Source organism: Candidatus Binatota bacterium (assembly GCA_012960245.1).
In the GTDB taxonomy this organism is placed as follows: Bacteria; Desulfobacterota; Binatia; order UBA1149; family UBA1149; genus UBA1149.
This window is the reverse complement of record DUBO01000008.1, coordinates 16,801-38,249: the sequence shown is the minus strand read 5'-3', so window position 1 is coordinate 38,249 and position 21,449 is coordinate 16,801. Positions and strand designations below refer to the sequence as shown.

18 protein-coding genes are annotated in these 21,449 nt (G+C 64.3%); 11 read left to right on the top strand and 7 right to left on the bottom strand.

The features are described from left to right. Window positions 1-162: 162 nt before the first annotated feature. Window positions 163-1,137 (bottom strand): NAD-dependent epimerase/dehydratase family protein, encoded by a 975-nt coding sequence (locus EYQ35_00965; GenBank protein HIF62717.1) that lies wholly within the window; start codon window positions 1,135-1,137, stop codon window positions 163-165. A 243-nt stretch (window positions 1,138-1,380) separates the two neighbouring features. Between EYQ35_00965 and EYQ35_00960 the strand changes: the two genes are divergently transcribed. Continuing rightward, on the top strand, window positions 1,381-2,301 hold the full coding sequence (locus EYQ35_00960; protein ID HIF62716.1) for an NAD-dependent epimerase/dehydratase family protein: 921 nt from the start codon (window positions 1,381-1,383) through the stop codon (window positions 2,299-2,301). A gap of 28 nt (window positions 2,302-2,329) precedes the next feature. Here the strand turns inward: EYQ35_00960 and dxs are convergent, their stop codons facing one another. Next, window positions 2,330-4,201, bottom strand: a complete 1,872-nt coding sequence (gene dxs / locus EYQ35_00955; protein HIF62715.1) for a 1-deoxy-D-xylulose-5-phosphate synthase — start codon at window positions 4,199-4,201, stop codon at window positions 2,330-2,332. Between the two features lie 119 nt (window positions 4,202-4,320). Here dxs and rfbA point away from each other — a divergent pair, with 119 nt between their 5' ends. The 3 genes from rfbA to EYQ35_00940 all read left to right on the top strand — a co-directional run bounded on the left by rfbA (window position 4,321) and on the right by EYQ35_00940 (window position 6,834). Then, a complete protein-coding gene (gene rfbA / locus EYQ35_00950; protein ID HIF62714.1) occupies window positions 4,321-5,190 on the top strand; it encodes a glucose-1-phosphate thymidylyltransferase RfbA in 870 nt (289 codons plus the stop codon). 25 nt (window positions 5,191-5,215) lie between these two features. Further along, on the top strand, window positions 5,216-5,767 hold the full coding sequence (gene rfbC, locus EYQ35_00945; protein HIF62713.1) for a dTDP-4-dehydrorhamnose 3,5-epimerase: 552 nt from the start codon (window positions 5,216-5,218) through the stop codon (window positions 5,765-5,767). Window positions 5,768-5,847: 80 nt separating this feature from the next. After that, a complete protein-coding gene (locus tag EYQ35_00940; protein HIF62712.1) occupies window positions 5,848-6,834 on the top strand; it encodes a GDP-mannose 4,6-dehydratase in 987 nt (328 codons plus the stop codon). 24 nt (window positions 6,835-6,858) lie between these two features. On the opposite strand, the gene hemW is transcribed toward EYQ35_00940, so the two are convergent. From hemW to ruvX, 4 genes are read right to left on the bottom strand one after another with little or no spacing between them, the layout of a single operon-like run. Continuing rightward, on the bottom strand, window positions 6,859-8,037 hold the full coding sequence (gene hemW / locus EYQ35_00935) for a radical SAM family heme chaperone HemW (protein HIF62711.1): 1,179 nt from the start codon (window positions 8,035-8,037) through the stop codon (window positions 6,859-6,861). Between the two features lie 16 nt (window positions 8,038-8,053). Further along, the gene (gene lexA, locus EYQ35_00930) at window positions 8,054-8,662 is read right to left on the bottom strand and encodes a transcriptional repressor LexA (GenBank protein HIF62710.1); all 609 of its coding nucleotides are present in this window, start codon (window positions 8,660-8,662) and stop codon (window positions 8,054-8,056) included. A 48-nt stretch (window positions 8,663-8,710) separates the two neighbouring features. Further along, on the bottom strand, window positions 8,711-9,802 hold the full coding sequence (mltG, locus tag EYQ35_00925) for an endolytic transglycosylase MltG (GenBank protein HIF62709.1): 1,092 nt from the start codon (window positions 9,800-9,802) through the stop codon (window positions 8,711-8,713). After that, the gene (ruvX, locus tag EYQ35_00920; GenBank protein HIF62708.1) at window positions 9,781-10,194 is read right to left on the bottom strand and encodes a Holliday junction resolvase RuvX; all 414 of its coding nucleotides are present in this window, start codon (window positions 10,192-10,194) and stop codon (window positions 9,781-9,783) included. The genes mltG and ruvX overlap by 22 nt, the downstream gene beginning before the upstream one ends. Before the next feature lie 306 nt (window positions 10,195-10,500). Between ruvX and EYQ35_00915 the strand changes: the two genes are divergently transcribed. After that, entirely contained in the window at window positions 10,501-12,729 is a 2,229-nt protein-coding gene (locus EYQ35_00915; protein ID HIF62707.1) for a hypothetical protein, read from the top strand. 28 nt (window positions 12,730-12,757) lie between these two features. Here EYQ35_00915 and EYQ35_00910 read toward each other — a convergent pair whose 3' ends face one another. After that, the gene (locus EYQ35_00910) at window positions 12,758-13,546 is read right to left on the bottom strand and encodes a 3'(2'),5'-bisphosphate nucleotidase CysQ (protein ID HIF62706.1); all 789 of its coding nucleotides are present in this window, start codon (window positions 13,544-13,546) and stop codon (window positions 12,758-12,760) included. Window positions 13,547-13,687: 141 nt separating this feature from the next. Between EYQ35_00910 and EYQ35_00905 the strand changes: the two genes are divergently transcribed. From EYQ35_00905 to recA, 6 genes are all read left to right on the top strand, one after another. After that, window positions 13,688-15,121, top strand: a complete 1,434-nt coding sequence (locus tag EYQ35_00905) for a hypothetical protein (GenBank protein HIF62705.1) — start codon at window positions 13,688-13,690, stop codon at window positions 15,119-15,121. Next, entirely contained in the window at window positions 15,112-17,565 is a 2,454-nt protein-coding gene (locus EYQ35_00900; protein HIF62704.1) for a hypothetical protein, read from the top strand. Before EYQ35_00905 ends, EYQ35_00900 begins: the two co-directional genes overlap by 10 nt. 94 nt (window positions 17,566-17,659) lie before the next feature. After that, on the top strand, window positions 17,660-18,052 hold the full coding sequence (locus EYQ35_00895) for a DUF4345 domain-containing protein (protein HIF62703.1): 393 nt from the start codon (window positions 17,660-17,662) through the stop codon (window positions 18,050-18,052). Then, window positions 17,908-18,519 carry a phosphatidylglycerophosphatase A gene (locus EYQ35_00890; protein HIF62702.1) on the top strand — a complete coding sequence of 204 codons (612 nt, stop codon included), beginning with the start codon at window positions 17,908-17,910 and terminating at the stop codon, window positions 18,517-18,519. Before EYQ35_00895 ends, EYQ35_00890 begins: the two co-directional genes overlap by 145 nt. Before the next feature lie 90 nt (window positions 18,520-18,609). Then, entirely contained in the window at window positions 18,610-19,950 is a 1,341-nt protein-coding gene (locus tag EYQ35_00885) for a competence/damage-inducible protein A (GenBank protein ID HIF62701.1), read from the top strand. A gap of 161 nt (window positions 19,951-20,111) precedes the next feature. Beyond that, window positions 20,112-21,377 (top strand): recombinase RecA, encoded by a 1,266-nt coding sequence (recA, locus tag EYQ35_00880; protein HIF62700.1) that lies wholly within the window; start codon window positions 20,112-20,114, stop codon window positions 21,375-21,377. The last annotated feature ends 72 nt before the right edge of the window (window positions 21,378-21,449 follow it).

Genomic DNA, 21,449 nt, shown 5'->3' with positions numbered 1-21,449 from the left:
ACAAGTGATGTACTTCGTGTCCTTGCTTGGCTAGCTCACGACTGAGTTGGACTGTAAATGCGTGTCCTGCGTAGTCGTGTATGACGAGTTTCAATCGGAAAGTCTGGCTGGACTGGTCAGGCAGGTGGGTGCTTCATGCAGCAGCATAAAAGCGGGCCCCTGCTACCCAACCTTCCTCAACCTGGCAGCCTTAACCTGCTCTTCTATCCATGGGTAAGTCTCGCGGATGCCTTTTTCTACCGTCCACCTGGGCTTCCAACCGGTGGCCATAAGGCGGTCAATCTCGTGGTACCTGGCTTGCACGCCAACGGGCCCGTCTATGTGTTTTACCTTCACCGTTTTACCGGCCACCGAGGCAACCGTTGCTACCAGTTCGTTCACCGTCGTGAGCTCGGTGCTGCCCACGTTGGTGGGTTCGGTGATGTCTGACTGCATCAGTGTGTAGATGCCGTCGCACAGGTCGTCGATGTAGGTGTAGACCCTGAGCGCGCTGCCGTCGCCCCAGACTTCGATCTCGCCACCGTCCTCTATCATGGCCACCTTGCGGCAGATGGCGGCTGGGGCTTTCTCACGCCCACCTTCCCAGGTGCCTTGCGGGCCGAAGCAGTTCTGGAAGCGGGCAATACGAACGTCGAGCCCGCGGGTGCGCGAGAACGACTGTGCCATGCGCTCGGCGACCAGCTTTTCCCAGCCGTATTCGTTGTCGGGCAGGGCGGGGTAGGCGTCATCCTCGCTTATGTATGACTCGCCTATTGCCTGGTCGCGGTAGACGCAGGCCGATGAAGAGAAGAAGTAACGGCCCACGCCGGCATCAGCCGCCTCGTTGACCATGTGTATGTTTATAAGGGCGCTGTTGGTCATGATTTCGCACTCGGCGCTGTGGATGAACCCCATGCCACCCATGTCGGCCGCGAGCTGGTAGACCTCGTCGAAGGTGCTACCGCCGGGCGCGGCGAGGGCCTGCTTGCAGGCGGCTGCTTCCCTGAGGTCCAGAACCAGGAATTCGTCGGTGTCGGGCGCCGAAAACTCGGGGTTCTTGATGTCGACGCCGCGTACCCAGTAGCCCTCACCCTTGAGCTTGTTGGCCAGGTGGTGGCCGATGAAGCCGCCCGCGCCGCATACAAGTGCTGTTTTCATACCCGATTACTCCCTGGTTTGCCGTGGCTGGCGGCGCTATTAACGCGACTGACCCACCCGGCCTGAACATGACTATAATGAATCTACCGCTTTGAAGTGGTGGCAGTCAAACCGCAGGGTGTAATGGTGCGCAGCGCGTCACGTTCTGTGCAGAGCGTCGGGTTTTCGGGCGGGCGCCACCGCCGAAGCGCTATCCCCTCGCCCGTGTACTGAGCTCCATCCCCGTGCCATTTTGCAGTCATCATGACCGACCTGACCGCAACCCGCACACTTGTCACAGGCGGCAAGGGCTTCATTGGCTCGCGCGTGTGCGAGTTGCTGCACGAGGCCGGTGCCCAGGCCACGGCTGTGGGCCGCGCCGAGGCTGATCTCACCGACGCTGCGGCTACCGAAGGACTGTTCGAAAAAACTTCCCCTCAGTTGGTTATTCACCTGGCGGGCGAGGGCGGCGGCATAGTTGCTCATCGCCAGAACCCCGGCCGCCATCTGTACGCCAACGCTACTATGTCCTTGAACGTGGTGGAGGCCTGCCGGAAGTTTGAGGTTGAGCGCCTGGTGACCGTTGCCAGCGCCGACGCCTACGCGCCCGACGCGCCCATGCCGCTCGAGGAGAGCGACCTGCTGGCGGGCACGCCAGTGCCCGAGGTGGCCGGCTACGCCACGGCATCGCGCCTGCTGGTGTCGCTGCTCGATGGCTACCACCGCCAGTACGGCTTGAGCGCCGCGTTGCTGGTGCTCACCAATGTCTACGGCCCGGGAATGTCGGACGACCCCGAGCGCTCGTTTGTGGTGCCGGCCATGGTCAGGCGCTTTCGCACGGCGCTGGAGGCCGGCGACAGGAGTGTAGTCTGCTGGGGCAGCGGCCAGGCAACCCGTGACTTCCTGTTCCTCGACGATGCCGCCCGCGCCATCGTTGAAGCCGCACGTTGTATCAACGACCCCTCGCCGATCAACATAGGTAGCGGGCGCGAGACCAGCATCGAGGAGCTGGCCCACTCGCTCGCTGCGCTCACGGGCTACACGGGCGCAGTTGAGTGGGACACGAGTCGCCCCGAGGGCGCCCGCAGGCGCGTACTCAACGTAACGCGTGCGCAAGAGCTGCTCGGCTTCCAGGCCAAGGTCGGCCTTGAGGAAGGCTTGAAGGCCACGCTCGCTGAGGTCTGAGGCCAGCGGCCAGCCAGCCCGCGACTTTTCAGCCGGCGGCGGCGCGGGGCGGAATAACGCCCTTGCTCTCGGCCCTTACGGTGGCGGCTATGCCCGCGCCGTTCAGGCCCAGGCGGGCCAGTATGTCATCGGGCTTGCCGTGGGCGATGTATTCAACGGGTACACCCAGCACAACCACCTTGGCCTCTGACGACAATGCCGCCAGGCCTTCGCGCACGGCCGTTCCGGCACCGCCTTCTTTGAAGCCGTCTTCGATGGTCACCACCAGTGAGTGGCTGGCGGCGTCGGCCAGCATGTCGTCGTCGAGCGGCTTCACCGCCCTCGGGTCCCAGACGGTGGCCTTGAGGCCGTCGGCTTCAAGCAGCCGCGCCGCATCGAGTGCGGCCGCCAGCATCTTGCCCACGCCTATGATGCAAAGCTGGCTGCCCGCGAGCACCCTGCGCGCCCCCAACCCGCGGCCCACCTCACCGGGCCCGGCAACAGGCGCCGCGGTCTTGGCCCAGCGTATAGCCACCGGGCCGTCGGTGATCTCGAGCGAGTCGTCGAGCATCTGTTCGAGCTCCTGGTAGGACGAGGGCGCCAGGATGGTCATGCCGGGCACCTTGGACAGCAGCACCATGTCGAGCAGACCGTGGTGAGACGGGCCGTCGTCGCCCGTTACGCCAGCCCGGTCGAGGCAGAACACGACCGGCAGCCGGTGCAGGCCCACGTCGAGGTTCACCTGGTCGATGGCACGGGTAAGAAAGGTGGAGTAGATGGCCACAACCGGTTTGAGTCCGCCGATGGCCATGCCGGCGGCCGCCGTAACGGCGTGCTGCTCGGCTATGCCCACGTCGAGAAAGCGATCGGGAAAGCGATCCTTGAACGGCAGCAGGCCGGTTGAGTCGGGCATGGCGGCGGTGATGGCCATCAGCTCGGGCCGCTGTTCGCCTGCCCTGACCAGCCACTTGCTGAAGGCTTCGGTGTAGCTGCCAGCCTTGAGCTCGGAGGTGTCGTGCATGGCCTTGATGGGGTCGTTTTCGGCAGGCGCGTGGCCGCGACCTTTCTGCGTGAGCACGTGCAGCACCACCGCACCCGGAAACTCACGGGCGTTGGCCAGTTCCCTTTCGAGCGCCGGCAGGTCGTGCCCGTCAAAGGGCCCGAGGTAGTGGATGCCGAGCATCTCGAAGAAGGCAGTGGGCTCCCACATCTCGCGTATGGCGGCCTTCGACGCCACTATCCCGCGGTGCAGCAGCTCGCCCACCCAGGGGATCTTTTCGGCCATCTCTTCGAGCCGTCGCTGCCGCTGCATGTAGGTGGGGTTGGAGCGGATGTGGATGAGGCTTTCCGACAGCCGGCTCACCGTGGGGGCGTAGGATCGGCCGTTGTCGTTGAAGACGATGATTACGTTTTTGCCGCTGTGGCCGAGGTTGTTGAGGCCCTCGTAGGCCATGCCTCCCGTGAGCGCCCCGTCGCCTATGACGGCAACTACGCGGCGGGCTGGGTCGCTGTCTGCTGGGCTGACGCTGGCCGAGCGCGCCACGGCCAGCCCGTGGGCGTAGCCGAGTACGGTCGACGCGTGCGAGTTTTCGAACCAGTCGTGCGGCGATTCCGATCGCGAAGGGTAGCCCGACAGCCCGCCCTCCTGGCGCAGCTTGTCAAAATCCTTGAGCCGGCCGGTGAGCATCTTGTGCACGTAGGCCTGGTGGCCGGTGTCCCAGAGGATGGCGTCGCGGGGGCTGTCAAAAACCCGGTGCAGGGCCAGGCTGAGCTCGACAACGCCCAGGTTTGAGCCCAGGTGACCGCCCGTGTGACTCACTACTTCCACTATGCGCTCGCGCAGCTCGGCGGCCAGCTGATCAAGCTCCTGGTAGGAAAGGTCGGCCAGGCCTTCGGGTAGTTTGAGCGAATCAAGCAGCATGAGAGTAGGAAACCTCGCCGAGATTAAGGCTGACCGGGGGTCTTTACCAGCCCAGCGGGCCGTGCGCCCGTGTGACCAGCGTTTCTCCCCCCGGCGGCCGTCTCTGCTATAAAGAAACGGTGAGCAGGGGAATTATACTGGCCGGGGGGGCCGGCACGCGGTTATACCCGCTGTCGAAGGTTGTGACCAAGCAGCTCATGCCGGTGTACGACAAGCCCATGGTGTACTACCCGCTGTCGATTCTCATGCTGGCGGGCATACGCGATATCCAGCTCATCTCCACGCCCCAGGACCTGCCGGCCTTCGAGCAACTGCTGGGCGACGGCAGCCGCCTGGGCATTTCGCTCAGCTACGTGGCCCAGCCCGAGCCCGGCGGCATCGCCCAGGCTTTTCTGCTCAAGCGCGAGTTCAACGAGGGGAAGCCGGTGGCGCTCGTGTTGGGCGACAACATCTTCTTTGGCCACGGCATCGAGGACACCCTGGCGGTGGCCGCGGCGCGCGAAAAGGGAGCCACTGTTTTTGCCTACCCGGTGCGCGACCCCGAGCGCTACGGCGTGGTCGACTTTGACGACGATGGCCACGCCCTGACGCTAGAAGAAAAGCCAGCCCACCCGAGGTCTAACTTTGCGGTTACGGGTCTGTACTTCTACGACCAGCAGGTGACCGACATCGCCGCGTCGCTTGCACCCTCGGCAAGGGGCGAGCTCGAGATCACCGACGTCAACCGCGTGTACCTAGACCGCCATGAGCTTGCCGTCGAGGTGCTCGGCCGCGGCACGGCCTGGCTCGACACGGGCACATACACCGCGTTGCTGCAGGCGTCCAACTTCATACAGACCATAGAGGAGCGGCAGGGGCTGAAAATCGCCTGCCTCGAAGAGATCGCCTGGTACAAGGGTTTCATTGACGACGCTGCGCTCGAGGCCCTGGCCGCGTCGCTGGACAACGACTATGGCCATTACCTCAGGTCGCTGTTGGCCGCCGGGTGAAGAGATTGCGCCGGGTGAAGCTGCAGTGAAGGTCAACCAGACCGAACTCGAGGGTGTGTTAGTCGTTGAGCCCGAGCTGCACGGCGACGAGCGTGGCTTTTTCGTGGAGCAGTTCAACGCCGAGCGTTATGTGGCTGCCGGCTTGCCGGCCATAGCGCCGCTGCAGTTCAATCACTCGCGGTCGGCGCGGGGCACACTGCGCGGCCTGCATTTTCAGCACCCGCGCGGCCAGGACAAGCTCGTGTGGGTGGCCTCGGGCTGCGTGTTCGACGTGGCGGTCGATGTAAGGCGCGGCTCGCCCACCTTCGGGCAGTGGACCGGCTGCGAGCTGTCAGCCGACAACCACCTGCAGTTGTTTGTGCCGGCGGGTTTCGCGCACGGCTTCGTGGTCACGAGCGAGCAGGCCGACTTCATGTACGCGTGCAGCGACTACTACGCGCCCGACTGCGAACACGCCGTGGCTTACAACGACCCCTCGATAGGCATTCGCTGGCCCGAGGACCTCGAGCTGACGCTGTCCGACCGCGACCGCGCCGCGCCCTTGCTGGTCGACGCCGAGGGCCTTCCCGAATACTGAGGCGGGCGTCGGGCGCCAGCCCCACGATGCGCCCGCTTGGCCCGCTTGCCCGACCGCCGCTGCTGGCCTAGTCTTGTCGGATGGCTGACAAGAAAGCTTTTGTAACCGGCGTCACCGGTCAGGACGGCGCCTATCTTTCCAAGCTCCTGCTCGAAAAGGGCTACCGCGTGTACGGACTGCTGCAGCGCAGCACGCGCTACGCGTTCGAGAACCTCGACTACCTGGGTGTCACGGGCGACGTGGACTACGTGGAAGGCAACATGGACGACGAGGCATCGTTGATCAACGCCATCCGCCGTGTCCGCCCCGACGAGGTATACAACCTGGCGGCGCAGAGTTTCGTGGGCGTCAGCTGGGACCAAGCCCGCCTGACCACCGAGGTCAATTCGCTGGGCGTGCTCAACCTGCTCAACGCGATTAAGAACTTCACGCCCACCACGCGCTTTTACCAGGCGTCGACCAGCGAGATGTTTGGCAACAGCTCCGACGAAGAAGGCATACAGACCGAGAACACGCCGTTTCACCCGCGCAGCCCCTACGCCATCTCCAAGCTATACGCCTACTGGATCACCATTAACTACAAGGAGAGTTTCGGCATGTACTGCTGCAACGGCATCCTGTTCAACCACGAGTCGCCGATACGCGGCCTGGAGTTTGTGACGCGCAAGATCACCGACGCGGTGGTGCGCATCAAGCTGGGCATGCAGGACAGGATCGGCCTGGGCAACCTCGACAGTTACCGCGACTGGGGTTTTGCGGGCGACTACGTTGAGGCCATGTACCTCATGCTGCAGCAGGACGAGCCTGACAACTACCTTGTCTCGACCGGCAACACGCACTCCATTGCCGACTTCTGCAGTGCAGCGTTCGCGCGCGTGGGCATAGAGGACTGGGAGAAGTACGTGTTCATCGACCCGGCCTTCAAGCGCCCGGCCGAGTTGCACCGCTTGCGTGGCTACAGCGAGCGCGCCGCCGAAAAGCTGGGCTGGAAACCACAGGTGAGCTTCGAAGAGCTGGTGGACATGATGGTCGACGCCGACATGAAGCGCCTCTCTCCTGCCGACTGACAGCTCGCAGGCCGCCCCGGGCCCCTAGCCGGCCAGTTCGGCTATGACCGAATCGGCCAGCTCCAGCCCGCGCGGTGACAACGACACGCGCCCCTGCTCACGCAGCACGAGGCCGTCGTCGACCAGGCGCGCAAGCCGTGGCATGGCCTGCTCGGCACCAACCGAGAAACGCTGTTCGATGTCGGCTTCGCTCACGCCTTCGCTGACTCGCAAGCCCATGAGCAGCGTTTCGGCCAGGGCCTGCCCGCGGTCGAGCGTTTCTTCAAAATGACGGCGGCGTCCGTTGCCGGCCGACATCCATATTTCGGGCAGGCGAATGTTTGCCCAGCGCTCGCCCCACGGCGCACCGGGTGAGCGTGACGTGAAGCCGTGCGCGCCCGCGCCCAGGCCCAGCCAGTCGTGCCTGCGCCAGTAGCCCAGGTTGTGGCGGCTCTCACGCCCCGGGCGCGCGAAGTTGGATATCTCGTAGTGCTGCAGGCCCGCGTCTGCCGTCGCGCTGCGGATCGCGCGGTACATGGCGAGCTCCAGCTCCTCGTCGGCGCGCTCGATCATTCCCGCCTTGAGCATGCCGGTCATGGCCGTGCCCGGCTCGAAGGTGAGCCCGTAGGTCGACAGGTGGTCGAGGATGCCGAGCGATAGCGCCTGCTCGATGTCGCGTTGCCAGCCGTCCAGTGTCTGTCCGGGCACGGCGAAGATGAGGTCGCAGCTTATGCGTTCGAAGCCCGCCTCGTGGGCGGCCCCCAGCGCCGCAAGCGCTTCGGCGCCCGAGTGCACGCGGCCAAGAGTGTCCAGCAGCCGGTCGTCGAACGACTGCACACCGAAGCTGATGCGGTTTATGCCCGCCGCGCGCATGGCCGAGAGCTTTTCTACGGCGGCGCCTTCAAGCGTGCCGGGGTTGGCCTCGGCTGTTATCTCGCAGTCCTGGGCGAGGCCCAGGTGCTGGTCGATGGCGTCGAGCACCGCGGCCAGGCTGCCTGCCCCGAACAACGACGGCGTGCCGCCCCCGAAGAACACGCTCGTGGCCTTACGGTCGCGCCACTGAACTTGCTCGGCCGACCAGGCCAGCTCGGATAACAACGAGTCGGTGTAGCGCTGCTCAGGGAACTCGGTCGACGCATAGGAGTTAAAGTCGCAGTAGGGGCACTTGGTCACGCACCACGGCAGGTGCACGTACACACCCAGGCTGTCTTCGCTTTGCGCCACGGGCGATTTCGCGCGGCTACCTGCAGTTGCGCAGTACGCCGACCACTTTGCCCCTTATCTCGAGGTCGCGGTCGAACACCACGATGGGTTCAAAGTTGGGGTTGGCCGGCTGCAGCCGCACGCTGCCGTCGCCCTGGCGAAAGAAACGCTTGACGGTTGCCTCGCCGTCTATGCTGGCCACCACCACGTCTCCGTTGGTGGGGTCGGGTTTTTCTTCGACGACCACGTAGTCGCCGTCGAGGATGGCGTCGTCCACCATCGAGTCGCCCCTCACTTCGAGCACGTAGGTGTTGCGGTTGCGTACCATGCTCTCGGGCACGTCGATGCTGTCGTCGTGTTCGATGGCTTCAATCGGGCAACCGGCGGCCACCCGCCCAAGCAACGGCAGGCTCACCGATCGCGGACGCTGGTACTGATCAACCATCTCAATGGCGCGGCTCTGGTTCCAGTGACGACGGATGTAGCCCTTGGCCTCCAGCGAACTGACGTGCTTGTGCACGGTGGCCATCGAACGCATGCCCAGTTGACTGCCGATCTCGTCGAGGGTGGGCGCGCAGCCGTTGTCTTCCAGGTACTGCTCTATGAGATTGAGGACTTCACGTTGCCGCTTGGTGAGTGGTTCCATGCTTCCAGCATGGGCGAACAGAAGGCAAAAATCAACGCTTCCCGCTTGCTAACGCTGGGCGAGGTATTGGCGTACGGCGGCCTGGTGTTCGGCCACCGTGCGCGAGAAGCGGTGCGTGCCCTTGCCGTCGGCCACGAAGAACAGGAAATCGCTGGTGGCCGGGTTGAGCGCGGCCGACAGGGCTCCCTTGCCGGGACTGCAGATGGGGCCGGGCGGAAGCCCGCGGTGCACGTAGCTGTTATACGGCGTGTCTTCGCGCAGGTCGCTGTGGCGGATATCTCCGTCCCACTCCCGTCCCGAGGCCAGTATGCCGTAGATCACGGTGGGGTCGGCCTGCAGTTTCATGTCGCGCTCGAGCCGGTTGATAAACACCGACGCTACCAGCGGCTGCTCGTCGGTGCGGTAGCTCTCCTTCTGTATGATCGACGCGAGGGTGAGCAGTTTGAGGGTGTCGGCAATCGCCGGCGAGCTTCCCTTGAAACCGGCCGAGCCGTCGTCAGAAATTCCCAGGTCGTTGAGCACGGTCAACAGCCGCCTGTGTTGCAGCCGCACGATGTCGGCCGCCGCCATGCCCGGCGACAGGTAGTAGGTGTCGGGAAACAGGTAGCCCTCCGAACAGTTCGATTCCGTGGGCGCGCCGGTGACCGCGAGGAAGTCTGATTCGCAGGCGGCCTTCACGTATTCGTCGGCTTCGAGCACGCCGGCCTCTTCGAGCAGGCGCGCGGCCTGGGCAACGCGCAGGCCCTCGGGAATGGTGACGCGCACCGTGTCGCGCGAGGGCGTGGTCAGTTCAGCGAGCACGGCCAGGGGCGTGATCTCGCCCTCGAAGCGATGCACCCCGTGGTGAAAATCCCTGTCGGCTGAGCCCAGGCGGGCCAGAAGCCTGAGCACGCGGCCGCTGCGCACGACACCGTTTTCTTCGAGCCCGGCGGCTATGTCGCGGGCGCTCGCACCCGGTGCAATCTGCAACTCGATCGCGGGGCTGATGGTTTGCGGCACAAGGGCCAGCCACGTAACACGACCGATGCCCGCCAGCAGCAGCACGGCGGCCAGGCCGAATATCAGCCGCGGCCCGGGGCCACCGGCGGCGTGGTACCATCTGCGAGGCGCGCGTTCGCTCACGACTTGTCCATCCACGATTGCAGTATCAAGGTCGCGGCCGTCATGTCCACGCTCTGCCGGCGGCGATCTCGGCGCGTGCCGGCAGCTATCAACAGGCGCTCGCTTTCGGCGGTGCTGAGGCGCTCGTCCTGCAGGTGAACAGCGAGTTTTGTTTCGCGTTCGAGGTGAGAGCAGAAGTGGCGCACGCGGTCGGCCTGCTCACTGTCATTGCCGCTCATCGATATCGGCAAGCCCACGATGAAGGCTTCTATCTCGTTGTCTCCCACGGCCTCCATTATGGCAGCTATGTCGCGTTTCCAGGACTTTCGCTCGACCACGGAGAGAGGTTGTGCGGTGAGCCCCAACGGGTCACTCAGCGCCAGCCCGATACGGCGGTCGCCCACGTCCAATCCCAGCAGTCGTTTCGTCATGTTTGGCACCTGGTATGTCGGTTGACTTCTGCAGCCGCTCGGCTCTGTCGCGCTGCGTCGTAGATCGGCCCTCTACGGGAAGCCCGCGACGGCCCGCCAGGCCGGTAATCGGCCCCTAAATCAGCCCCTAAATCAGGCTTGAAACTACAACAGCTGGCCGTCGCAAGCGACCCCCTTAATAATGCTGTCCAACCCCTCGAAGTCGTTGACATCCAGACCCCGGGAGGGCACCCTTAATGTTGCGCTTTTACAAGCGCATGGACTCAAGGCCCACGGGCCGGATAGTCGAACAGGCGGGTAGAAGTGGTGGTATTGCAGTGGTGGCGGAAGCTCGTCGATGAGGTCGAGCGGCATATAAGTCCCCAGGCCTTGATGGTCGGGGTGGCCTGCGCGTCTATGTTTGCCCTGGTGGCACCCGGCGGCCAGGCGCAGCAGCCCTACAAGCTGGTGCTGGCCCGTGTGGCCTCCAATACCCGGGCCCTGCCCATGAAATCCGGCTTTTTCAGCATGGCGCTGGCCGGCAAGCAGGCCTGGGCCGGCCAGAGCGCTGGGTCTTTGTCGGGCAACGCTCCTGGGGCTGTATATCCCGAGGGCCAGTCTACTCTCGGCCAGTATTCAGACGGCCAGTCGAGCCGTTTTGCGGCACCGGTTAACGCGTCGTTCGGCGGTGGAATGACACTGGCCATCAGCCAACTGCCCTCGGTGGGCGAAATAGTGCGCGTTGGTGCCTATGGCTCGGTTTACGGCATAGGCGACTCTTTTGCTGCCCAGATAGGTCCGCCGACCACCGACGACGACCTGCTGGAGGCCGGCCAGTCCGGGCCGGGTGTGGTCGAAAGCAAGACAGAACGCAGTTTGTGGCGATTTTCGCTGTTTGCCGACAAGGATGAAATTGACGCTGCCGTAAAGACCGACCTCGTGACCGCTCAGGCTGACACGACCGAGCCCGGGCCAGGGCAGCAGGCCTCGGCCGCGCTGCCCACCGAACAGCCCTTGGCAGACCAAGCCGTAGCCATGTTGTCGATGGGCATGGTGGGGCCACCCCCGCCAGCCAGGATGCGCGACGATGTGGTGGTCACGGCTAGAGCGCTGGCAATGGGTCCGCCGCTGCCACCGGGCACGCTACGGGCCGAACGGATCTCACCACTTTCGGGCTTCAGCCGCCCCGGTGCAGGAGGCGGTTACGATCTGGTGGCCGACGGCCGCGCGCTTGACGGCTCGAACCCCTACAGCCTGTCCTTCGACCCGCTCTCCGAGGCGGTCTTTGAGCAGGAAGATACTGAGACTGTAATATTTCGTGCTCCCGCCCACCGCTACGACACTCGCGACTTGGGCCGCAGGTTTCGCCAGCTCGTGGCCGAGCGTGGAAAGGACCGCGAGGGCGCGTATCTAGTGACCATCGAACACCGAATACGCAACGGTGAGACGGTATCCGAGGTGCTCGACGCGGCTGGCCTGTCGCCCGACAGCACCGACACCTGGATATCGGCCGCCAAGCGCATTTATAACCTCAACCGCATATTTGCGGGGCAGCGACTCGGGCTGACCTTCGAGGGGCCCGACCCGCAACTCGTGCGTCTTAATCTCGACATTGGCCCGCGCACCGAGCTGGTCGAAGAACTCGACGGTGAAAAGGTAGTGGCCAGTCGCCGCCAGGTGGTATTTGATCGTAGGCTGAGGGTGGCCGCCGGCACCATAGAGAGCAGCCTTTACGAGTCTGCGCTCTCCCACGGCGTGCCCGAAAAAATCGTTTCAGAGGCAGCCGAGGTGCTGGGTTGGGAGCTTAACTTTTCACGCGACCTCAGGCCCGGCGCCACCTTCAGGGTGGCCTACGAGGAGCTGCGTCGCAGGGGCGGTGAGTCGGTTGAAGCAGGGCGGCTGCTGGCCGTTGAGATCAACAACCGCGACAAGATCTGGGAAGGTTTTTACTTTGCCAAGACCGACGAGATGATACAGGGCTACTTCAACCGCGACGGCAAGGCTCTCGGTCGTTACTTCATGCGCTACCCGGTGGATTTTTCGCGCATCAGCTCGGTGTTTTCGCAGGGCCGCTTTCACCCGGTGCTCAAGAAACGCATGCCGCACTACGGCGTCGATTTCGCGGCGCCCCGAGGCACCCCTGTGCGTGCGGTGGCCGACGCCACCGTGAGCAAGGCCAAGTTTGACTGGGCCAACGGCAACTTCGTCAAGCTCATGCACGACCCGATCTGGGAGACCGGCTACGCCCACCTGTCGCGCATAGCCGAAGGCGTGCAGGCCGGTGCCAGGGTCAACAAGGGGCAGGTTATCGGCTACGTGGGTTCCACCGGCCGCGCGACCGGGCCGCATCTGCACTTTGCCATGTACCGCTCGGGCAGTTACGTGGACCCGCTCAAGGCCAAGCTGCCGCGCACCGATTCGTTGGAGCGCGCAGCACTGATGGCGTTTCGCCTGGCCATCGATGTCATCGATCGCTCTTACGCCCGCACCGATAAGCTGACCATGGGCCGGGCCGCCGTGGCCAGCGCCGACGACGGGCTGCTCACGGCCGACTGAAGCCCGCCGGCTTCAGTCAGCGAGGGCGCTACTCGCCTGATTTCTCGAGTATGATGTCGCGCAGCGGCTGCCACAGCGCGGCGCCACTGGCTATCAGGCCGGGCAACAGAGTCTTGGCGTTGTTAAACGTCAGCGGGCGCCCGAAACGATCGGTCACCGTGCCGCCGGCTTCTTCGACCAGCATCGTGCCCGCGCATATGTCCCACTCGTTTTTGGGCGTGAGCGAAAAAGTGGCGTCGGCCTCGCCGCCGGCTATGAGCGCAAACTTGTAAGCTACGCTGCCAGTGGGTTTAACCTGCATCAGCTGGTCGTAATCGTCCCACTCGCCGCGCCCGGTTTCCGAGCGACTGGCAAGCACCGTGGCTGCGGACAGCTCGGTGGTGGCGGTGCACGAAGCCGGCTCGCCGTTGAGCGTCATGCCCTGGCCCCTGGCGGCGGCAAACAGCTTTTCGGTGATCGGGTTGTAGCACACGCCCACCTGCACCACGCCACCCATGGTGAAGCCCACGCAGACGCAGAACTCCGGGATGTTCTGCACGAACTCCTTGGTGCCGTCCAGGGGGTCGACTATCCACACCCGCTCCTTGGACAGGCGCTCGGGCGAGTCGCGGGTTTCTTCGGACAGCCAGCCGTCGTCGGGAAAGGCACCGAGCACGACCTGCTTGATGGCTTCGTCGGCCTCGGTGTCGGCAATGGTGAGCGGGTTGTCGGGCGCTTTTTCGTGCACTTCGTAGTCGCCGCGGAAGTACTTTCGCACCACGGCGCCGCCCGCACGGGCTGCTTCAACGGCTGTCTGTAGTTCTTTTTCGAGCTCCATGCCTGCCGGTTTACAACGTGAATGCGCCGGCAGCAAGGCGTTTGCCTTGTGGTCAAGGCACTGAATGCGCTGCTGGGCACGTTTGTTGGTAGACAGCGGGACCGCGCGCTCTGTAGCATTATTAGTGGGTATCCACGTTTGATGGTCACTGAGTATGACAGGAAGCCGACCCGCGGCCGCGGCCCGGGACGCACCTGCAAGGCGGCGCTGTGCGCGCTCGCCTGGGCGTCGGCCTGCGTGCTTTCGGGGGCTGGACCGGCACTGGCAGCGATGTACCAGCTGAGCTCGTTTGCTACGCCCGACTCTGTTTCCGACCCAGCCACCGCGGGTTCGGGCAGCATGGCCGTGTTTGTCGGCAGCGGCGACCCGGAGGGCCTCAACGGCGACGAAAACCGCGAGATAATGATTGTTTCGGACACCGGCCTGCTCGAGCAGCTCACCGTGTCTTCGGGCTGCAGCAACGGTTCAGCCGTGAGTGGGGCCAACACGGTCTGGGTGTTCTTCGAAAGCGACTGCGACCATACGGGCGCCAACCCCGATGGCAGTTTCGAAATCTTCAGGGTCTCGCCTGTGCCGTCTTCCCCGGTGATCGAACAACTCACCAGCGGCAGTGATTGCAACAGCCTGGCGCCATCGGTCGATGGACAGGGCAACGGCGTGGTTTTCGAAAGCGATTGCGACCTGGACAGTTCAATGTCGGGGCGCAACGGCGACGCGAGCGTCGAAGTGTTTTTTCATGATCCGGTTGCTTCGAGCACCGTTCAGCTGAGCGACGACCTCGGCTCGGGCGCGTGCACCAGCCTGCACCCGTCGATCGACTACTGGGGCACTGTGGTGGTGTTTGACAGCGACTGCGACCTGGCCGGTTCCAACCCCGACAACGCCGTGGAGATATTCAGCTCCGATGTCGCGGGCAACGTCGTGCAACTCACGGTGGGGCCCGACGAGTTCTGCGTGAGCGAGCACCCGGTGCCGAGTAGAAACGCGTCCACGGTGGCCTTCGAGAGCGACTGCGGTCACGGGATCGAGAACCAGGACGAGAGTCTCGAGATATTTTCTGTCGCGGGGGCGGGCGTTATCACCCAGCTCAGCGATGACGACGAGTACTGCAGCAACAGCGATGTGGCCGTTGACGGCAGCGGGCAGGTGCTGGTGTGGACCCGGGCCTGCGCGCCCGAGTTGCCGGCTGCCTTGAGCCAGGAAGTGCTGCGCGTCACCGACGGCGGTGTGGCCCGGGTATCGGGTGGCGAGTCCTGCTATGCCGAGCAGGGCTCGATTTCCGATGACGGCGCGAGCATCGTGTTTCTTTCTGATTGCGACGGGGTCGACGGCGCAGCAGAGATTTTTTCATACGCTGGTGCCTGCCGCTGTGGCGCGCCCCAGTCGGGCGCGGTTGCACCCCAGCTGCCCTCGGCCAGCGACGCACTGCTGGCCCTGCAGGCGGCGGTAGGTTCGACCGTGTGTCCGGCCTGCGAGTGCGACGTCGACTCGAGCGGGGCGGTAATGGCTTCTGACGCGCTTGCTATCCTGCGCACGGCCGTGGGTGACCTCTCGGTGGGGCTGACATGTCCGTAAGAGTGCGAGCAGAATTTTTGCAGCCTGTGCCAGGGTCTGCGCTCTACGCGGTGGTGCTCAGCGGGCTGCTGATCGCGGGGCTGGCGTTGGCGCCGAGCCCGGCGTTCTCGGCATCGACCAGGTGCCAGGAAAGCAACTACGAGGGCGACAGGGCAGGCCACGCAGTGGCGGCTAGCGGTGACTTTGACGGCGACGGCGTTGCCGACATCGCCGTCGGACTGCCTTGCAGGGACAAGCGATCGACGGGCACCGTAGACGCCGGTGGCCTGAGGATTTACTCGGGAAGCACGGGCCGGGTGGTGTTCAGGGTTAACGGCAGCCAGGACGGCCAACACCTGGGAGAAGCCGTTGCCTTCATAGACGACATAGACGGCGATGGCGCTGCCGAGTTAGCCGTAGGCTCGGGAGGCTGGGACGTGGCCAAGCCGGCTGGTGGCAGTTGGTCGGGTGCCGGCAAGGTGACGATTTATTCGAGCTCGGGCAGTGAGCTTTTTGTGCTCGAGGGTTCTTCTACGAATGCCGGGCTTGGCAGCGTGATCGAGGCCACGCCCGATCTCACCGGCGACGGACTGGCCGACCTACTCGTTGGCGCGCCGTTGGCAAAGGACATAGCCCAGGAAAAAACCGGTGCCCTGCACCTGCTCTCGGTGGCAACCGGCGCGGTGGTGGACAGTGCCTGGGGGCTGGCCCAGTGGGACCGCTGGGGCAGCGCGATATCGGCGCGAGCCGCAGGCGACATGAACGGTGACGGGGTGGCTGACGTAATAGTTGGTGCGCACCTGGCCGACGTGGGGCTGGCGCTCGACGCGGGCATGTTACGGGTTCTTTCGGGAGCCAACTTTGCAAGCGTCATACTCGAGCTCGATGGCAGCACCGGCGACGAAAACACAGGCAAGGCGGTGCAGGTAACCGGCGATCTCGACGGCGATACCGTGGTCGACTTTGCAGTTGGTGTGCCGGGCGCCGACATAGGCGGCTTGAACAAGGCCGGCGCCGTGAGGCTCTACTCCTCCACCGGTCCCCTGGTCAGGCAACTCACCGAGCCGGTGGCAGTGGTAGGCGCGTCGTTCGGCAAGGCACTGGCCGACCTGGGCGATGTCAACAGCGATGGCGTGGCCGACCTGGCCGTGTCTGCACCCGAGAAACTGGTGGGCGGAAACGCGTCGGCTGGGATCGTTTATGTTTTTTCGGGCGCCGACGGTTCGGTGCTGTGGAGCAAAGAGGGTACGCGCATCAAGGAGCGCTACGGGCAGGCCCTGTCCGGCGCCGAAGATTTTAACAACGATGGTGTCAACGATCTCGTGGTCGGCAGTCCCGGCGACTCGCCCCGCGGCCGCAGGGGTGGTGGCAGGGCGGTGGTGTTGTCGGGCGTTGACGGCAGCGAGATATGGCGCGTTGCCACCGGCCGTGGGCCGCGCACGAGGATATTCGTGGCGGGCTGGCAGGGCGGTCGTGGCGCGGGCCTTCAGTGTCGCAACACGGTCGGTCGCCGACGCGGTCTGCGCGCCAACGTACTCAGGGGCAGCGTGACGGGCGACCTCGCGTTGGCCACGCTCGCGCCCAACGATTCAATCTGGCAGACCCCTCCCATGATCGCCGTGGCCGCGGGACACGACAGCGGCGACCGCAGGGTCGAACTCTACGACGCCATTCGCAGGCGCAAGAAGGTGGCTGTCTTGTCGGCTGACTATGCGGGTATGGGCGGGGGTGTGAACCTGGCGGCGGGCAACGTCGACGGCACCGGCTGGGATGAGCTGCTGATGATACAGTCCGACTCCAACCAGGGCGATGTCAGGGTCTACACGCACACCGTCATTGATATGAGCCTGGAAGGCCAACTCTCCTGGCTCAACTCGGGGATGTTTTTTGCCTTCAGCAACGGCGACTCCTTCTTCGGCCTCGATGTCGACGCCAACGGCGGGGTGGCCGTGGTGGCCGACGTATCTTCAAGCCCCGGCCAAGAAATAGTGATCGGGCCGGCGCGCGGTCTGTCGTTGGTCAGGGTGTTTGAGGCCGACGGTACACAGGTGCGCGAGTGGCTCGCCTACCCGGCTCCGGACTACAACGGTCTGGCTATCGCCCGCGGCGACCTAGATGGTGACGGCAGCGATGAGATCGTCACTGTGCCCGCGGTGGGAAGGCCCTGGGTCAAGGCCTGGAACGGAGACGGCAGCGTTTATCTCGACCCGCTTTCCGGCTTGCCGGTGAGCTTTTACGCCTTTGATGCCGGCTACACTACCGGTGGTACCGTTACGTTGGTTGACATTGACGCCGACGGCTCAGACGAGATACTGGTGGCACCCGGGGCGGGTCACCCCGCAGAGATCCGGGCCTACGAACTCGACGGCAGTCCGGTCTCGGCTTGGCGCCGCCTGCTGCCCTACGGGCCGTCTTCATCGGGCCCGCTGGCCATGGTGGTCATGGGCTCCTGGCCGCTGAAGTAACCGCTATCGCACACAATTCGCTTGCCGTGCGCCTCCTGCGCTAATAGTCTCTGCAGGTGGCGCTTTTTTATGCCCGGCGCCTCGAGGAGTAAGCATGGAAGCAACTCGCGTATTGAGGATAGTGAGCGCTGTGCTGGTCGGGTTCGGCCTGTTTGCGCTGGCCTTGCCCGAGGCCGTGGCCGATCTCGCCAACCTGACCGTCATGCCGGGGCAGGGCGACGGCTGGGGCGAAATCGGCGCGCTTTACGGCGGCATGATGGTGGCAATGGGTGGTGTGGCCCTCTACGCCATGCGCGAATCTTTTGCCGACCGGGCCGCAGTGATGGGTGTGCTCGCCATACTCTGGCTGGGCGTTGCCGCTGGCCGCCTGCTGGTCATGCTGGTCACCGCTCCCGAGCCCTCGGGGTTGATGGGCTGGCTCAACCTGGGCCTCGAGCTGGGCCTGGCCGGTGTCTACGGGCTGTTGGGCTGGAAGCAGACTGCTTGAGACGACTGGCGCTATTTCTCGGCACGGGTGCGGGCACCGGATACGCGCCCGTTGCCCCGGGCACCTTCGGCACCCTGCCTGGCCTGGCCCTGGCACCGCTGTTTGCCGCCCTGGCCGGATACTCAGTTCCCGTCTACCTGCTCGCACTGGCGGCGGCCGTGGCCGTGGCCATCTGGTCGGCGGGTGTGTGTGCCCGCGACTTCGGCCAGAAAGACCCCTCGCGCGTGGTTATTGACGAGGTAGTGGGCTTTCTCGTGGCCGTGGCCTTTCTGCCCACGAGCCTGCCGGTATTCGTGCTTGCCTTCCTGCTTTTCAGGGCCGCCGACATAGCCAAGCCATGGCCCTGTGGGCCGGCCGAGCGCTTGCCCGGAGGCCTTGGAATCGTGGCCGACGATCTCATGGCCGGTGTTTACGCCAACATCGCCTGTCGCGTGTTTCTTGCTTTTGGTTTGATTCCCGGCACTTAGAAGATTTGATGACGTGGGGGCGAACAAAGGGCGAAAATCTATGCTACAAAAGAGGTCGGGCCTTAGCGATCAGGCCTGCATGACTGAAACGTGATCAAAACTGCTGCCATAATTTCCACCGGTGACGAGCTCACGAGCGGCCGCACCACCGATACCAACTCCAACTGGCTGGCCGACCGCCTGTCGGCCGAGGGTGTAGAGGTGGTCTCGGTTATCACCGTTGGCGATGACAGCGAGCGCATAAGCTGGGCCTGGCAGGCGGCTATGGCAGACGTCGTGATTTCTACCGGCGGCCTGGGGCCCACGGCAGACGATCTTACCACTGAGACCGTGGCTCGCTTTACCGGCCGCAAGTTGCTGCTCGACGAGGAACAGGCCGACGCCATAAGGGGTTTCTTTGATCGCGTGGGCCGTTCGATGCCCGACAACAACCTCAAGCAGGCCATGTTTCCCGAGGGCGCCGTGCCCTTGCCCAACCAGCGGGGAACGGCGCCGGGCTATCGTTTTGACATCGAAGGCGGCGCCGTGGGCGTGGTGCTGCCCGGCGTTCCCCACGAGATGAAAGCCATGTTCGAAGAGCAGGTGCTGCCGTGGCTGCGTGGGCAGGCCGACGCCGACCGGCGCTTTGTGTCGCGCACTTTTCAGACCTTCGGCATGAGCGAGTCGGCACTGGACGAGGCGCTGCTTGGCGCCATTGATCCCGCGCGTGGGCGCCTGGCTTTCAGGGCCAGTTTTCCCGACCTGTCGGTGCGCGTGTCGGTGGCCGGGCAGCCCGAAGCCGCCGAGCGCGAGCTCGACGAATTGTCTAAAGAAGTGCACCGTCGGCTGGGTGACGCGGTCTACGCCGAGGGCGACACGACCATGCAGCAGGAGGTGGGTCAGCTTTTGAGCCGCCGGGGTCTTACACTTGGAACTGCTGAATCGTGCACCGGTGGATTGATCAGTCGCAGGCTGACCGATGTCGCGGGTTGTTCAGATTATTACACGGGCGGGATTGTCGCCTACAGCCAGAGTGTTAAAGAAAAGGTACTGGGAGTAAGCGGAGTGACCCTGGCAATGTATGGAGCAGTGAGCGAAGAGACCGTAGCCGAGATGGCCCTGGGCGCGCGTCGATTGAGCGGCGCCGACCTGGCAGTGGCCGTAAGCGGCATAGCCGGCCCGGGCGGGGGCAGCGACGACAAGCCGGTGGGTACGGTGTGCATAGGCATGGCCGGCGATCTGTTCTCCGAGGGTGCTTTTTCCGGCGGCGAAGTTTCTGCGGGGGAAGACATTTACCTGGAGGGCGGCGCCTGCGCCCGCACTTACAATCTGGGCGGCAACCGCGAATGGATTCGCGTGCTTTCGAGCCAGCTCGCGCTGGACTGGACCAGGCGTTACCTGCTTGGCCTTGAGCCCTGGCGTTCGGGATTTGGCGTGCGGCGTAGCGGATGATTACGCGGCGGATTAACAGGAAATCGAGTAGTAGAAACTGAAAGGTACAACAACGGCCCGCGAGGGCCAGTGAGGAGGAAAGAAAGATGGCGAGGCAGATAAGAAATGCGAAGGGCAAGGGCGCTAAGTCCACGGACAAGAGCAGTAAGAGTGGGTTTCCGATGTCGGCCGACGGTAAGCGGCCCGAGGGAGCCGAGCGCGACAAGGCGCTCGAGTTGGCACTCGACCAGATCGACAAGCAGTTCGGCAAGGGCTCGGTCATGAGGCTGGGCGACGACAACACTTCGCGCGACATCGACACGGTGTCGTCGGGTTCGCTGGGCCTGGACGTCGCCCTGGGCGTGGGTGGCCTGCCGCGTGGTCGCATCATCGAGGTCTACGGCCCCGAGTCGTCGGGCAAGACCACCCTGGCCCTGCACGCAGTAGCCGAGGTGCAGAAGACCGGTGGGGTTGCGGCCTTCATCGACGCCGAGCACGCGCTCGACGTGTCTTACGCCCGCAAGCTGGGCGTGAGCACTACTGACCTGCTTATTTCCCAGCCCGACAATGGCGAACAGGCGCTCGAAATAACCGACACGCTTATCCGCAGCGGCGCGGTGGACGTGCTGGTGGTCGACTCGGTGGCCGCGCTTGTGCCGCGGGCTGAGATAGAGGGCGAAATGGGCGACTCCCACGTCGGCCTGCAGGCCCGCCTCATGTCGCAGGCCCTGCGCAAGCTCACAGGAACCATCTCCCGTTCGAACACCATCCTGATTTTCATCAACCAGATACGCATGAAGATCGGCGTAATGTTCGGCAGCCCCGAGACCACCACCGGTGGCAACGCGCTCAAGTTCTACTCCTCGGTCAGGCTCGACATACGCCGTATCGGTGCCATCAAGCAGGGTGAGCAGTCGGTGGGCAACCGTACCAGGGTGAGGGTGGTCAAGAACAAAATCGCGCCGCCCTTTCGTGAAGCCGAGTTCGACATACTCTACGGCCATGGCGTCAACCGCCAGGGTGAAATACTCGACCTCGGTGTTGAGTTCGGCCTCGTTGAGAAGAGCGGATCCTGGTACTCCTACGGTGAAGACCGTATCGGCCAGGGCCGCGAGAACGTCTGCGAGTTCCTGCGCGAAAACCCCGACATCTCCAACGCCATAGAGTTGGGCCTGCGCAGCGAGCTTGGCCTGGCAGATTCGGGCACGCCCGAGCTGACGGTGCTTGAAGGCGGCGCAGGTAGCAGCGACTCCGCAGTCGACGATGCCGATGGTAACGATTCCGTAGCCAGCGATGCGGCCGAGCCGGTAGCTGATAAAGCGAAGGCATCTCCCACGAAGAAGGCATCTCCCGCGGAACAGGCATCTCCCGCGGAGCAGGCATCTCCCGCGGAGCAGGCATCTCCCGCGGAACAGGCATCTCCCGCGGAGCAGGCCGTCGCCGAGTAAACCGGGTCAGGGGCTGGCTGCTGCATCGGAAGATGCCGAAGCGGAAGGTACCATACCGGCAGTAAAGCAGGC

Bases quoted from the DNA above. Each gene is read 5' to 3' on its own strand.
- EYQ35_00900 (HIF62704.1), top strand. From the start codon at position 15,112: ATGTCCGTAAGAGTGCGAGCAGAATTTTTGCAGCCTGTGCCAGGGTCT.
- lexA (HIF62710.1), bottom strand. From the start codon at position 8,662: ATGGAACCACTCACCAAGCGGCAACGTGAAGTCCTCAATCTCATAGAG.
- EYQ35_00960 (HIF62716.1), top strand. From the start codon at position 1,381: ATGACCGACCTGACCGCAACCCGCACACTTGTCACAGGCGGCAAGGGC.
- EYQ35_00965 (HIF62717.1), bottom strand. From the start codon at position 1,137: ATGAAAACAGCACTTGTATGCGGCGCGGGCGGCTTCATCGGCCACCAC.
- EYQ35_00910 (HIF62706.1), bottom strand. From the start codon at position 13,546: ATGGAGCTCGAAAAAGAACTACAGACAGCCGTTGAAGCAGCCCGTGCG.
- recA (HIF62700.1), top strand. From the start codon at position 20,112: ATGTCGGCCGACGGTAAGCGGCCCGAGGGAGCCGAGCGCGACAAGGCG.
- EYQ35_00940 (HIF62712.1), top strand. From the start codon at position 5,848: ATGGCTGACAAGAAAGCTTTTGTAACCGGCGTCACCGGTCAGGACGGC.
- EYQ35_00905 (HIF62705.1), top strand. From the start codon at position 13,688: ATGGTCACTGAGTATGACAGGAAGCCGACCCGCGGCCGCGGCCCGGGA.
- dxs (HIF62715.1), bottom strand. From the start codon at position 4,201: ATGCTGCTTGATTCGCTCAAACTACCCGAAGGCCTGGCCGACCTTTCC.
- EYQ35_00895 (HIF62703.1), top strand. From the start codon at position 17,660: ATGGAAGCAACTCGCGTATTGAGGATAGTGAGCGCTGTGCTGGTCGGG.
- ruvX (HIF62708.1), bottom strand. From the start codon at position 10,194: ATGACGAAACGACTGCTGGGATTGGACGTGGGCGACCGCCGTATCGGG.